We start from the raw sequence: 12236 nt of genomic DNA, 5'->3' as shown, positions 1-12236 counted from the left end.
CCCGTCGTGCAAGTCCGCAGCGACTTTATCGCCGCGCTTATGCGAGGTTACAGGAGAACGCCGGACAGCGAAAGTGCGGCGCAGCATTTTTCCGTGAGCGTCCTAATAGCTGGCGATTTCGACTTCGTAGCCTTCCTGACGCAGATTTTCGATGATCCGGCCGAGATGCTCCTGACCTTGCGTGTCGATGGTGACGTCCATGCAGGTCATCTTGGCGGGCAGGTCCGAATAGGTGCGGTGGTGGCCCACATCGATGACATTGCCGTCCTGGCTGGCGATAATGCTCGCGACACGGACCAATTGTCCCGGCATGTCGAGCAGTTGAACGCGCAGCCGCGCCAGACGGCCCGAGCGGGCGAGATCGCGCATCAAGATCATCGACAACAACCGCGCATCGATATTGCCGCCGCACAGGATCAGCCCGACTGTCTTGCCTTTGAAGCGTTCGGGCTCGGCCAGTATCGCCGCGAGGCCCGCCGCGCCGGCGCCTTCCACGAGAAGCTTTTGCTCCATCATCAGCATGGACAGCGCGCGTTCGAGAATGCGTTCATCAACAAGCGCGATGTCATCCACATATTTGCGCGCGACCTGACGGGTGATGGCGCCCGCTTCTTTCACCGCGATGCCTTCAGCAAGGGTGTTGCCGCCGGTCTCGCGATGGCCGCCGTCTAGGGCGTTGGCCATGGAGGGGAAGAGCGCCGCCTGCACGCCGATGATCTGGGTGTCGGGAGAGGCGTCTTTCACCGCGAGCGCCACGCCGGCGATCAAGCCGCCGCCGCCGATCGGCACGATCATCGCATCGAATTTCGGGCCGTCTTCGATCATCTCAAGGGCGAGCGTGCCTTGCCCGGCGATGACGTCCGCATCGTCAAACGGGTGCACGAAGATCAGGCCGCGCTCTTTCTCAATTTTTGATGCGGCGGCTTTGGCTTCGTCGAAATCATGTCCGACCAGCACCACTTCCGCACCGAGCGCGCGGGTCTGGCGCACTTTCACATCCGGCGTGGTGACCGGCATGACGATGACGGCGGGCACGCCCAGCGCGCTCGCATGGCGCGCAAGGCCCTGCGCATGATTGCCGGCGGAGGCGGCGATGACGCCGCGCTTTTTATCGGCGTCGCTCATCAAGAGAAGTTTGTTAAGCGCGCCGCGTTCTTTGAAAGCGCCGGTATATTGCAGGTTTTCGAGCTTCAGCCAGATATCGGCGCCGGTCAGCAAGGACAGCTTTTCCGCATGGATCAGCGGCGTGCGCTTAATGTGGCCCGCAATCCGTTCGGCGGCGGCGCGAACATCATTGGCGGCGGGCAAGCGGGCGGCGTCCATGGTGAAATCTCTTTTCCAGCGTGTTGGTAATCGCGGCCGCGCTCATTCGCGCCCGCAACAAGCCGCGACTTTTGGCGCAAATGATTAAGAAGGTCCATATTGGTAGTGGAAAATAATCCCGCGCGGGTGCTTCAGCGCAGATAACCGCAAATGTCAGCCGCCGCGAGGTGGCGCTGGCGGCGATGGTGTTTTAATAGGCCGCAAGCAGCTGGGCGTAAGCACCGAAGAGGGGAAGTAAAATGCGGATGTTGTTGACTGTCGCGGCGTTGGGGGCGGCGTTTTTGGCGAATGCGGGTGCGGCGGCCCAGGACGATTTTTTCACGGTCATGCAGCATGAAATGACCGGGCGTGCGAACCTGTGCAACAGCGCGCTGACGCGTCAGGCGGCGAAGGAGCGCGAGAAGACCAAGACCACCTACAAATCCGCCGCACGGCTTTACCTGTTGATCGCGGAGGGCATGGCGGGAGTGCGGCAGTCGGAAGCCGTTTATGGCAAGTCAGGTCTGTCCTGGTGGGCTTTGCGCGGCACGGCAAAGAAATGCATCTCTTATCTTCCCTCCGAGATCGGCGCGCAGTTAGGCGCGGTAGAGGGGTTTCCCGATAAAGAGTATTTGCGCGCCGAAGCCTGCGCGGCGGCGTTGAATTACCAGTTGAAGGCGCTGGAACAGAATCCGGGCAGCGATGAAAACGGTGGGAAAGCAAGCCTGGAGGCTGTGCGCGGACGCTTAAACGCCTATGCCGCAGTGGTTAGAGAGTTGCGCGGCCAGGGCGCGATCGTCGGACCCGGCCATGATCGCGGCGCGGCGTTCCTGCAAGCCAAATATGGACGCCTGTACGCCGAAGCGGGAGAGGTCCAGGACTGTTGGGAGGTGGGCCGCAAGATCTTATTCTCATTGCCCGACCCCAAGTAACAGAACAGGCGGAACCCTTTGGCCGAACCGGACCCAGCTTCTTATAATCCTTCGCGCGCCTTCACTGTGCTGGAAGGCGCGCCCTTCTATGACGCAGTAACCCCGGCGGACTTCCCGCAACATGTCCTGCGCTACCGCAATCGGCGCTGGGCGGAAAAAGTCGGGCTGGGCGGGCTGACGGAAGAAGAATGGATCGACCATTTCGGCCGCTTCACGCCCTTGCCGGACAATCTCGAACAGCCGCTGGCGATCCGCTATCACGGCCATCAGTTCCGCAATTACAATCCCGACATTGGCGACGGGCGCGGGTTTTTGTTCGCGCAATTGCGCGATGACCAGAACCGCCTGCTCGATCTCGGCACCAAGGGCTCCGGCCAGACGCCTTATTCGCGGTTTGGCGACGGGCGGCTGACCCTCAAAGGCGGGGTGCGCGAGGTGCTGGCGACGGAAATGCTGGAAGCGCTCGGCGTTTACACCTCAAAGACTTTCAGCCTGATCGAAACCGGCGAAGCGCTGGAGCGCGGGGATGAACCTTCGCCAACCCGTTCGGCGGTGATGGTGCGGCTGTCCCATTCTCATGTGCGCTTCGGCGCGTTTCAGCGTCTCGCTTATGAAAAAGACGCCGACGCGATCAGCGCGCTGGTCGACTATTGCGTCGCGAATTTTTATCCGGCGCTTGAAGAAAAGGCTGGCGGCGCGCGCGCTGTCGCCTTGTATGAAATCATCGTTCAGCGTACGGCGCAATTGGCCGCGCAATGGATGGCGGCGGGCTTTGTTCATGGCGTCTTGAATACCGACAATATGAATATCACGGGCGAGAGTTTCGACTATGGGCCCTGGCGTTTTGCACCCAATGCGGACCCGGCCTTCACGGCGGCTTATTTCGATCAGACGGGGCTTTACGCGTTTGGCCGTCAGGCCGAGGCGGGGGCGTGGAACCTCGCGCAGCTCGGCGGCGCCTTGTCTGCCGTCGCGCCTGTCGATGGGCTCAATGAGGCGTTGCAAAACTTCGCGCCGGCTTACGAGAAGGCGATGACGAACACGTATTTCATGCGCCTCGGTATTGAGCCGCCGCAGGAGGGCGGGTTTGAATTTGTTGCGGATTTGCTGAAATGGATGGGCGGAAGTCATGCGCCCTATGAGCAGGTTTTCTTCGACTGGTTCTGCGGTTCGCTGTCCGCCGAGCGCGCCGCGCAAAGTCCGGTCGCCGAACTTTATGAGCAGGAGGCGTTCGCGCCGCTGGGCGCCGCGCTGGCGGGTTTCGCGCCGGCGCGTCCGGAACAGCTTGAGCATGCCTATTTCAAGCGCGCACAACCCTGCACGATGCTGATCGACGAGGTTGAGGCGATCTGGGCGCGCATCGCGGAAGGTGATGATTGGTCGGTTTTGGCTGCGAAGCTCGAGGCGATTGCAGAAATGCGCGACGCCTATGGTTTTGACGCGTCGCGATTTGCCTGATGGCTATTCTTTTGCGGGCGGGTCCAGCTTTTTGACCCCGTTATGGAGCAGACAGACGCCGACAATCGCCAGATTGGCGCCGATAAAGCTGAAAATCAGCCATTCAATCAGGCTGAAACTTCCCAAAATGCCAGGAAACATAGCCGAGCCCTCCATCCCGCCACGCCCCAATTTCCCGCGAAAAAATGAAAATTTTGCGTAGCTTTTCAATAGACTTGGCTAATTGGAGGCTAACCGGGCAAGCCGCTGTTTCGACGCCGTTTTCGGGGCGGGCGCTGGCGGCAGGCCAGACCGGCGCCTTGGCTGCGCCCGTTTCCAATTGGTGAATTTCCCGTTAACATCGTTTTTCGCGCCCGGCCGGGCGCTTGTGGGGCCCGAGGGGCCGCAGGCCGCGTTTTGGCCGGCGGGGCAGGGCGCGGGGAAGTCGTGAGGGGCTGATGACGTCTGAAGTCGTGTTGATGAATCGTCAGGCGGTGGCGATGGCCGCCGATAGCGCCGTCACCATTTCCGGCGACCGCTACCTCAAGACTTACAACTCTGCGGACAAGTTGTTTCCGCTGGTTGAAGGTCAGCCGATCGCGGTGATGATCTATAACAACGCCGAAATCATGTCGACGCCGTGGGAGACCGTAATCTCGCTCTATCGCGAGCAGGCGCGCGGGCGTTCGCTCGACACCGTCGCCGCCTATGCGGAAGACTTTATGGAATTCCTTTCCGGCAATCCGGATCTGTTTCCGGCGGAACATCAGGATACGGAATTTTTCAAAGTGGTGGCGGTGGTGTTCACCGTGCTCGCGGAAGAGTTCGACTATCAGGTGCAAAACTTCCAGCAGGCGCATGCGGGCGGGGTGCGCGACCATGTGGCGTCGATCTTTGAATTCGTCGTCGGGGAAATGCATTCTGATTATCAGCGCTGCCCCGATGACAGCCCGCGCGGCGATCTGCCATGTTTTCCAAAAGGCATGGCCGAGCAGGTGCGCCGGCGCTATGGCGGCGAAATCGATCAGCTGATCCAGAGCCTTGTGGGCTCGCTGAAGAATGAATTTCCCGGCCTGTCGGTTACCGAAGAAACCATTGGCCGCCTGCGCGATATTGCTGTGTTCGCCGTCGTCAAGGACGCGTTCTTTGAACACTATACGGGCGTTGTATTTGCGGGTTTCGGCGCAAAAGAAAAATTCCCGTCAATGCGCTCCTATCTCGCTTCGTCAGTGGTGTTGGGCATTTTGAAACGCAAGCGCGACCGGCAGGCTGATATCGGCGCGGATTCCGGCCCGGTGTTTCAGCCCTTCGCGCAGGACCGGATGATCCGCACATTCCTCACTGGCATGGATCAGTATCTGCGGATGTTTGTCTATTCCGAGACGCTGAAACTGTCGCGCGGCCTGGTCGCCGATATTGTCGGGCGGACGCCGAATCTCAGCGACGCGCAGAAGAACGCGATCTTCCGCGACTACAGCACGAATAATCTCGGCGTTGCGGTGAACGAATTTTTCCGCTCCGTGGATAATTATCAATATGCAGTGCATACGCGCCCGATCCTGCGCGCGATCAATTCACTGCCGCGCAAGGAGCTTGGTGAAACAGCGGCCTCGCTGATCAAGCTCAATTCCTTCCAGCAAAAAGTGATGCATTCCGTTGAGACGGTCGGCGGACCGATCGACGTCGCCGTCATCACCCGCAATGGCGGGCTGGAATGGAAACGCGAAAAAGCGGAATTGTAGGAGAGATCCATGAGCGACAGGCTGAAACAGATCTGGTCAGGCTTTTCCGAAACAACCTCGCGCCATCTGACCGGGCGCGGCGTTGATAATATCATGGTGCCGCCGCGCACCGATTATTCGCCGAAAGACGCGGCCTTTCTTCCCGAAAATTTCGATGCGCCTGCTGCGGCGGCGTTCTCCGCGCTGCGCGAAAACCTGTCGAAAAAAGAAAAGAAGTTCTCCGGCAAAAAGAAACTCGCCGACGCCGCATTGCCGTCCGAGGCCGAAGACTTTGTCGCCGCCACGGCTTTTTCCGCGTCGGGCGACGATCTCATTCGCGGGCTTCGCGCCACCGCAATGCGCGTTGAGCGCCCCGAGATCGATTACGGCGCCTTTCTTGAGTCCAAAGAAGGCAAGGCGCATTTCAAAAAGCACAAGCGCAAAAAGATTTTCGGCCTCTTTTAATCGCAAATCACCGGCGGTTTGGCGCATGGCGCGCCGCCAATTCTTGAAGCCGTCGCCCGCTTCCCCATGTCTTTGATCAGCAAGGGAGGCGATCCATGATAGTAACCACCACAGATTCTGCGCCGGGGCGCGAAGTTCATCAAAGCCTGGGCGTTGTCGCCGGCGAAGCCATTCTCGGCGTCAATATTTTCCGCGATCTGTTCGCGGGCATCACCGATATTCTCGGCGGGCGCTCAAAAGGATATCAAAAGGCGCTGCGCGAAGCGCGCGATCTCGCCATGCGCGACATGGAAGAAGAAGCGGCAAGGCTCGGCGCCGACGCGGTTATCGGAATCGATATCGACTATGAGGCGGTGGACACGCAAAAAGGCGCGATGCTGCTCGTCTCGTGCAACGGCACGGCGGTGACGCTGCGCTGACCGGCTTTGCCGGCAATGCGCCTGGCGCAAGAAAAAAGGCTTCGCCAATGGGCGAAGCCTTTTTCAATCGCGAAAGAATGAAAGCTTAGTGCGCTTCGGGTTCGCCATGGGCTTCTTCAGCCGCAGCATGGTCTTCCTCTTCAGCGGCGGGCGCCGCTGCGGGGGCTGGAAACGCAACCGGCTCAGCGGCCAGTGAACCGAGATAGGCGAGAATTTCCGCGCGCTGCTCAGGCTTGGCGATGCGCTGGACCATGGCCGTGCCCGGGACATAATCCTGAGAGTTTTTCAGATAGTGGTCGAGCCGCTCATAGGTCCAGGCGCCGCCGGCGTCTTTCAGCGCGCTGGTGTAATTAAAGCCCGCATGGCTGGCCACAGGGCGTCCGACAACGCCCCAAAGATTGGGGCCGGTGCCATTGGCGCCGCCTTCATCGAACGTATGGCAGGATTTGCACAGCGCGGAGCGGCGCGACCCTGCGGCGGCGCTGGCGTCAGCGAGCAGCGTGCCAAGATCGATTTCCGGCGCAGCTTCGACCGGTCCGGCGCTGGTCCCAAGGTCAAGTTCCCCGCCATAGGCAAGATGCAACTCTTCTTCGTGTCCGCCGCCATGATGGCCGCCGCCGCCGATCAGGGCTTTGGTCAGTTGCGGCAGGCCGAAAATCAGCAGCAGCGCTGTCAGCACAGCAGCGGCGATTTTGTTGCTCAAAAGTGGATCATTCATGGGGACATCCCGGCAAGGTCGGCCCGCTATCGGGCGGCTTAAAAGTCGGGCGGTTTCTAACGGTCTTCTCGGGCGCGTGCAATGCGGCCAGCGGGCGCGGCGAGCGCGGCCTTTTCGCGCGGCTGGCGAGCGGGCCTTAGGGGCCAGGCTCTGACGGACCGATCCGGGGCCGTAAGGATGGGCGCAGGGGGCGCGGCTTGCCGCCCCGGCCCCTATTGTGCATAAGCCCCGGCGGCCCCTGCTGGTTAACCGGCGGGAATTTTAGGGAAAAAGACCATGACGGATGACGCCGCCGCCAAACCCAAACGCATCGCCTATCAGGGTGAGCCGGGCGCCTTTTCCGAATTGGCCTGTCGCCGCTATGCGCCTGATTTCGAGCCGCTTCCCTGCGGCGCGTTTGAAGAAGCGGTCGAGGCGGTGACCGAAGGCCGCGCCGCGCGCGCCATGCTGCCGGTGGAAAACTCGCTCGCCGGGCGGGTCGGCGACATCCATCATTTGCTGCCGCGGGCCGGGCTGCACATCATCGCGGAGCACTTCCTCCCGGTTGAGCATAATCTGATGGCCAAGCCCGGCGCGAAGCTGGAAGACATCAAGGTCGCCCGCTCGCACCCCGTCGCACTGGCGCAGGTCCGTGATTTTCTGCACGCCCATAATATCCGCGCAGAGACCGCCGGCGACACGGCGGGCGCCGCGCGCCGCCTCGCAGAATCGAACCATATGGACGAAGCGGTCGTTGCCTCAGAACTCGCCGCCAAACTCTATGGGCTGACGATCCTCAAGCACAATATTGAAGACGCGTCCCACAACACCACGCGCTTTCTTGAGATGGCGGGCGAGCCCATGGACGCCGCGCCCGATGACGGCCCAGTGGTCACCAGCTTCATCTTCCAGGTGCGCAACATCCCCGCCGCGCTCTACAAAGCGCTGGGCGGGTTCGCCACCAATGGCGTCAACATGACCAAGCTGGAGAGCTATCAGCTCGAAGGCTCGTTCAGCGCGACAATGTTTTACGCAGATATTGAAGGCCATCCGAGCCATGAGCCGGTGCGCCTTGCGCTGGAAGAGCTGAGTTTCTTTTCTTCGTCGCTGAAAATTCTCGGCGTCTATAAAACAGCGCGCGAGCGCACACTCTAAGGGGGCTGTCATGGCAGGCTATGTGATTGCGAATTACCGGGTCACCAATCCGGAAGGTTATGCGAAATACGGGCCTGCCGTTGTCCCGACAATTGCGGCCTATGGCGCGGAAGTGCTTGTCGTCGATCCGCAAAGCGAAGCGGCGGAAGGCGAGCCGGCGAATGTCATGATTGTGCTGAAATTCCCGTCAAAGGATGCGGCGCGCGCATGGTATAATTCGCCTGAATATCAGGCCATCATTCATTTGCGCCAAGACAATACGGAAGGGTTTTTGGCGTTCGCTGATGGATGGGTCGCGCCTTAAGCCTGAGCGCTACTCTTTCACCCACAACTCAATCAACTGCCGCGCGATGGTGAATTTCGGCGGCACGAAAAAGCCGCGCTCTTCGCCGTTCAACACGGCGATGACATCGGCTTTGTCGAACCATCGCGCCTCAGCGAGTTCCTCCGTGTCCAGCGTAATTTCGCGTCCTGCCGCTTCGGCGTGAAAGCCCATCATCAACGAGCAGGTGAACGGCCAGGGCTGCGAAAACTGATAGACCACATTGTCGATCGTCACGCCGGCCTCTTCGAAAATCTCCCGGCGCGCGCATTCCTCCGGCGTTTCGCCGGCTTCGACAAAGCCGGCCAGCGCCGACACAAAGCCTTCGGGAAATTGATGGCCGCGCCCCATCAGGCAGGCGTCGTCATGGGTCGCGAGGATGATTGAGACCGGGTTGATGCGGGGGAAATGTTCCGCCTCGCATTGCGTGCATCGGCTCTTGGCGCCGCTGGGGTCGAGCCGTGTTTCGCCGCCGCAAATCGCGCAGAAGCGATGATTTCGGCGCCATTCAAAAAACCACCGCGCCTGTCCGACAATAGCGAGATCGTCGCGGGTTAAAATACCGGCCGCTGTGCGCAAGGAGGCGTATTCGCCGATTTCGGCGAAAGGCGCGGCCTCCGGCGTGTCGGCCGTCGCAGAAACATCAATGGCGAAATAGGCCCGTCCGCCCATCAGACCGAGTAGAATGACCGGCGCTGTTTTTGGAAATTCAGATAGCGCCGCCGTCGACAGGAATGCCGGCTTGCCGTCCGCCATCAGCGGATCGCCGCGCCAAAGCGGGAGCAGCAAACTCTCAGGATCGGCGAGGCGCGCTTTTGAAAATGCGTCCTGATCTTTTTCAATATTGATGCGCGACAGCGGGCTGTTCGCGAACCAGTTTGGATTTTGCCCGTGTTTCATGGCGGCGTTTGTCGCAAGGCCGTCAAGCCGGTGCAAGCTTTATGCGCTGCGCTTCAACATGCTGAGGGCGGCGCTTTTGTGGATGATCAAGATGAGCGCGGCGAATACCCAGCTAGCGCAAGCGGCGTAAAACAGCGCCGGAGAAAAGGCCGTCGGTTCGCCATTCGCCCATTCCACCGGCGTTTCGATGCCAAGCGGCGTGAACAGGTGAAAAAAGATTGCGCCGCTCATGATCCCGACAGCGATGAGCGCGCCGAGAAACTGCGATGGCGCGATCAGGCGTCTTTTGCCGGCGAACAGGAACACCGCGGGCAGGGCGATCAGCAAGAGTGATGACAACAACTCGCCCAGTCCGATGACCCACGGGCCTGCGGGATAAAACAGGCCGATGCCGGACCACTCGCGAAGGGTCGTGAAAATATGCTGCGGTGTCGGATGGCCGGTGAATTTGAAGCGCAGCAGATCCACAAAGATCGCCGAGATGAAGAGCCCGCCAGCCCAGGGAAAAAGTGAAAGAATGCGCTGCATGGGTCGTCCCCCGTTTCAGGATGCGCGCGCCCAGCGCGGCATGTGGTGATGACAAAGGTCAAATCGAATTTCGGCGGGACGTATCACAGGGCGCCGGTCACGGGGCATCACATCCCGCCCACTTGCAATCACGAAGCTGCGCGCCGATATAGGCTCCCGGAAGGCTGGCGGACGTGTTTCTCGCCAACCTGGTCAGGTCCGGAAGGAAGCAGCCACAACGAGTTTTGAACACGGGTCGTTCAGTCTTCCACCCTGTTTTCCCTTGATATTTCGCCATTCACGCATGCGGGCTTCTGGTCCGGGCGCATATTTTGTTGCTTTCCATTGACAAAATGTAAAACAAACCTAACATAATGAACGGCAGAACATACAAAGGAGCTGGGGATGACTTTCAAGGAAAAAAGCGCGTGGATCGTTTTGGCGGCGCTGATCTGGATTTATGGCGGCTATGCCTGGTCGCTTTACGAAGCGGGCAGTTTCGGCGCTGGCACAACGGGTGTGATGTTCGGGGCGATCATCGGTTTTGTGGTGGTTCTTGTGGTTGCTCATATCGTTGCGGCGATCTTTTCGCCGAAATCGGCTGATGAGGCGGAAGATGAACGCGACCGGCAGATCGAACTGCGCGCGGAGGAGGCTGGCGGCGTGATCCTTGGCATGGCTGTCTTGTTTGCGCTGGGCGTCGCCCTTTTTCACGGTGAATATCTGATGGCCAATATTCTGTTTCTCAGCCTCGCCGCGTCAGAGCTGGTGAAGAACCTCTATCAGGTGTTTGTCTATCGCAGGAGCGCCTGACCTTTATGGGGAAAACTCCGGTCAGCAATCGCATCCGTGTCTTGCGCGCAGAACATGGCGATATAAGCCAGGGCGATCTCGCCGCGCGCATCGGCATGACCCGCCAGACCGTCGCCGCCATCGAAAAGGGCAAATATGCGCCCACACTTGAAGCGGCGTTTCGCATCGCGGCGGTCTTTGGCGTCCCCTTTGACGAGGTCTTTCAATATGAAGAGGCGTCAGACGCCGCCTTTTTGAAGCTCCAGAAAAATGCGGTGAAAAAGGACGGTTGAGAAGCGCCGCCCGCACCGCCATATTCGCCGGACGGCCCAACGGGCGAATAAGTGGTTCAGATGACGGAAACGGACGAGAATAAGGGCAAGAGCGGCGGCGCCTATCAGGTGCTGGCGCGCAAATATCGTCCGCAGAATTTCGACGATCTGATCGGCCACGGGCCGATGGTGAAGACGCTGCAAAACGCCTTCGCTTCGAACCGCATCGCCCATGCCTATATCCTCACCGGCGTGCGCGGGGTCGGCAAAACCACAACTGCGCGCATTCTCGCTCGCGCCCTCAATTATGTGGGGCCGAAGGGCGAGGATAATGGCCCGCAAATCGACATGCCGTTCGAAGGCCTCAATTGCCGCGCCATCGCCGAAAGCCGCCATCCCGATGTGATGGAGATGGACGCCGCCTCGCGCACCGGGGTTGGCGACATTCGCGAATTGATTGAGGGCGTGCGCTACGCCCCGGTGGAAGCGCGCTACAAAGTCTACATCATCGACGAAGTGCACATGTTGTCGACGGCGGCGTTCAACGCGCTGTTGAAAACGCTCGAAGAGCCGCCGCCTCATGTGAAATTCATTTTCGCGACGACGGAAATCCGCAAGCTGCCCGTGACGGTCCTGTCGCGCTGTCAGCGCTTTGATTTGCGCCGCATCGATCCGGAAGTGCTGACCGAACATTTGTCCGCCATCGCCGAGAAAGAAAACGTCAAGATTGATCGCGACGGTTTGTGGATGATCGCCCGCGCGGCGGAAGGCTCCGTGCGCGACGGGTTGTCCATTCTCGATCAGGCGATTGTTCAGCATGCGGCGCAAGGTGAAGACAGCGTCAGCGCGGAAATGGTGCGCGACATGCTCGGTCTCGCCGACCGTTCTTCCGTTTGGGCGCTCCTCGAAGCGGCGATGAAGGGCGACGCCAAAACCGCGCTGGAAAATTTCCGGTCGCAATATGACAGCGGCGCGGAACCGACGCAGATCCTGCGCGACCTGCTCGACCTCACTCACCTTCTGACGCGCATCAAGGCGGCCGGGCCGACTTCGGCGGGCCATGGCCCGGCGGGCGAGGCCGATGCGGAACGCGCCAAGGCGCTGGCGTCCGGGCTGGAAATGTACGCGCTGACCCGCGTCTGGTCGCTGCTGATGAAGGGCCTCACGGAAACCCAAATGGCGCCGGATGCGGCGGCCTCGGGCGAGATGGCGCTGATCCGCCTGTGCTTCGCCGCCGACCTGCCGACCCCGGATGAAGCCCTTCGCGCCTTAAAAAAAATAGTTCCGGCGCCCCGGTAGCGAACAATGCTGGCGC

At 60.3% G+C, this 12236-nt stretch carries 15 protein-coding genes and 1 other RNA gene; 11 read left to right on the top strand and 5 right to left on the bottom strand.

Annotated elements, in window-relative coordinates; translation table 11 throughout:
* Window positions 1–102: 102 nt before the first annotated feature.
* A complete protein-coding gene (locus tag AC0L8G_RS02345) occupies window positions 103–1323 on the bottom strand; it encodes a threonine ammonia-lyase (RefSeq protein WP_473386414.1) in 1221 nt (406 codons plus the stop codon).
* Window positions 1324–1562: 239 nt separating this feature from the next.
* Here AC0L8G_RS02345 and AC0L8G_RS02340 point away from each other — a divergent pair, with 239 nt between their 5' ends.
* Together AC0L8G_RS02340 and AC0L8G_RS02335 are read left to right on the top strand one after the other, a co-directional pair.
* Window positions 1563–2234, top strand: a complete 672-nt coding sequence (locus AC0L8G_RS02340) for a hypothetical protein (protein WP_473386413.1) — start codon at window positions 1563–1565, stop codon at window positions 2232–2234.
* A gap of 18 nt (window positions 2235–2252) precedes the next feature.
* Window positions 2253–3692, top strand: a complete 1440-nt coding sequence (locus AC0L8G_RS02335) for a protein adenylyltransferase SelO (protein WP_473386411.1) — start codon at window positions 2253–2255, stop codon at window positions 3690–3692.
* A gap of 3 nt (window positions 3693–3695) precedes the next feature.
* Here the strand turns inward: AC0L8G_RS02335 and AC0L8G_RS02330 are convergent, their stop codons facing one another.
* Window positions 3696–3833, bottom strand: coding sequence for a hypothetical protein (locus AC0L8G_RS02330; protein WP_473386410.1), 138 nt, complete (start codon window positions 3831–3833; stop codon window positions 3696–3698).
* Between the two features lie 296 nt (window positions 3834–4129).
* Between AC0L8G_RS02330 and AC0L8G_RS02325 the strand changes: the two genes are divergently transcribed.
* The 3 genes from AC0L8G_RS02325 (at window position 4130) to AC0L8G_RS02315 (ending at window position 6276) form a co-directional block, all read left to right on the top strand.
* On the top strand, window positions 4130–5413 hold the full coding sequence (locus AC0L8G_RS02325; RefSeq protein ID WP_473386408.1) for a hypothetical protein: 1284 nt from the start codon (window positions 4130–4132) through the stop codon (window positions 5411–5413).
* 9 nt (window positions 5414–5422) lie between these two features.
* On the top strand, window positions 5423–5857 hold the full coding sequence (locus AC0L8G_RS02320) for a hypothetical protein (RefSeq protein WP_473386407.1): 435 nt from the start codon (window positions 5423–5425) through the stop codon (window positions 5855–5857).
* Window positions 5858–5952: 95 nt separating this feature from the next.
* On the top strand, window positions 5953–6276 hold the full coding sequence (locus AC0L8G_RS02315; RefSeq protein WP_473386405.1) for a YbjQ family protein: 324 nt from the start codon (window positions 5953–5955) through the stop codon (window positions 6274–6276).
* 85 nt (window positions 6277–6361) lie between these two features.
* Here AC0L8G_RS02315 and AC0L8G_RS02310 read toward each other — a convergent pair whose 3' ends face one another.
* Entirely contained in the window at window positions 6362–6994 is a 633-nt protein-coding gene (locus AC0L8G_RS02310; RefSeq protein ID WP_473386403.1) for a c-type cytochrome, read from the bottom strand.
* A gap of 276 nt (window positions 6995–7270) precedes the next feature.
* Between AC0L8G_RS02310 and AC0L8G_RS02305 the strand changes: the two genes are divergently transcribed.
* On the top strand, window positions 7271–8128 hold the full coding sequence (locus AC0L8G_RS02305) for a prephenate dehydratase (RefSeq protein WP_473386402.1): 858 nt from the start codon (window positions 7271–7273) through the stop codon (window positions 8126–8128).
* A 10-nt stretch (window positions 8129–8138) separates the two neighbouring features.
* A complete protein-coding gene (locus AC0L8G_RS02300; protein WP_473386400.1) occupies window positions 8139–8432 on the top strand; it encodes a DUF1330 domain-containing protein in 294 nt (97 codons plus the stop codon).
* Between the two features lie 9 nt (window positions 8433–8441).
* On the opposite strand, the gene nudC is transcribed toward AC0L8G_RS02300, so the two are convergent.
* Both nudC and AC0L8G_RS02290 read right to left on the bottom strand, forming a co-directional pair.
* Complete coding sequence (gene nudC, locus AC0L8G_RS02295) at window positions 8442–9350, bottom strand: NAD(+) diphosphatase (RefSeq protein ID WP_473386398.1); 909 nt, start codon at window positions 9348–9350, stop codon at window positions 8442–8444.
* Window positions 9351–9389: 39 nt separating this feature from the next.
* Window positions 9390–9878, bottom strand: coding sequence for a hypothetical protein (locus AC0L8G_RS02290; protein ID WP_473386396.1), 489 nt, complete (start codon window positions 9876–9878; stop codon window positions 9390–9392).
* Between the two features lie 155 nt (window positions 9879–10033).
* Between AC0L8G_RS02290 and ffs the strand changes: the two genes are divergently transcribed.
* The 4 genes from ffs (at window position 10034) to AC0L8G_RS02270 (ending at window position 12220) form a co-directional block, all read left to right on the top strand.
* Window positions 10034–10133, top strand: an RNA gene (gene ffs / locus AC0L8G_RS02285) — signal recognition particle sRNA small type.
* A gap of 129 nt (window positions 10134–10262) precedes the next feature.
* Complete coding sequence (locus AC0L8G_RS02280; RefSeq protein WP_473386394.1) at window positions 10263–10670, top strand: hypothetical protein; 408 nt, start codon at window positions 10263–10265, stop codon at window positions 10668–10670.
* 5 nt (window positions 10671–10675) lie between these two features.
* A complete protein-coding gene (locus AC0L8G_RS02275; RefSeq protein WP_473386393.1) occupies window positions 10676–10942 on the top strand; it encodes a helix-turn-helix transcriptional regulator in 267 nt (88 codons plus the stop codon).
* A gap of 60 nt (window positions 10943–11002) precedes the next feature.
* Entirely contained in the window at window positions 11003–12220 is a 1218-nt protein-coding gene (locus tag AC0L8G_RS02270) for a DNA polymerase III subunit gamma/tau (protein ID WP_473386390.1), read from the top strand.
* The last annotated feature ends 16 nt before the right edge of the window (window positions 12221–12236 follow it).

Source organism: Hyphococcus sp. D3-15, from assembly GCF_055809375.1.
This window is presented reverse-complemented; position numbering and strand designations above follow the sequence as displayed.

Excerpts from the sequence above, each read along its gene's own strand:
- AC0L8G_RS02345 (WP_473386414.1), bottom strand. The coding sequence starts at position 1,323 with ATGGACGCCGCCCGCTTGCCCGCCGCCAATGATGTTCGCGCCGCCGCC.
- AC0L8G_RS02340 (WP_473386413.1), top strand. The coding sequence starts at position 1,563 with ATGCGGATGTTGTTGACTGTCGCGGCGTTGGGGGCGGCGTTTTTGGCG.
- AC0L8G_RS02330 (WP_473386410.1), bottom strand. The coding sequence starts at position 3,833 with ATGTTTCCTGGCATTTTGGGAAGTTTCAGCCTGATTGAATGGCTGATT.
- AC0L8G_RS02325 (WP_473386408.1), top strand. The coding sequence starts at position 4,130 with ATGACGTCTGAAGTCGTGTTGATGAATCGTCAGGCGGTGGCGATGGCC.
- AC0L8G_RS02320 (WP_473386407.1), top strand. The coding sequence starts at position 5,423 with ATGAGCGACAGGCTGAAACAGATCTGGTCAGGCTTTTCCGAAACAACC.
- AC0L8G_RS02315 (WP_473386405.1), top strand. The coding sequence starts at position 5,953 with ATGATAGTAACCACCACAGATTCTGCGCCGGGGCGCGAAGTTCATCAA.
- AC0L8G_RS02310 (WP_473386403.1), bottom strand. The coding sequence starts at position 6,994 with ATGAATGATCCACTTTTGAGCAACAAAATCGCCGCTGCTGTGCTGACA.
- AC0L8G_RS02305 (WP_473386402.1), top strand. The coding sequence starts at position 7,271 with ATGACGGATGACGCCGCCGCCAAACCCAAACGCATCGCCTATCAGGGT.
- AC0L8G_RS02300 (WP_473386400.1), top strand. The coding sequence starts at position 8,139 with ATGGCAGGCTATGTGATTGCGAATTACCGGGTCACCAATCCGGAAGGT.
- nudC (WP_473386398.1), bottom strand. The coding sequence starts at position 9,350 with ATGAAACACGGGCAAAATCCAAACTGGTTCGCGAACAGCCCGCTGTCG.
- AC0L8G_RS02290 (WP_473386396.1), bottom strand. The coding sequence starts at position 9,878 with ATGCAGCGCATTCTTTCACTTTTTCCCTGGGCTGGCGGGCTCTTCATC.
- AC0L8G_RS02280 (WP_473386394.1), top strand. The coding sequence starts at position 10,263 with ATGACTTTCAAGGAAAAAAGCGCGTGGATCGTTTTGGCGGCGCTGATC.
- AC0L8G_RS02275 (WP_473386393.1), top strand. The coding sequence starts at position 10,676 with ATGGGGAAAACTCCGGTCAGCAATCGCATCCGTGTCTTGCGCGCAGAA.
- AC0L8G_RS02270 (WP_473386390.1), top strand. The coding sequence starts at position 11,003 with ATGACGGAAACGGACGAGAATAAGGGCAAGAGCGGCGGCGCCTATCAG.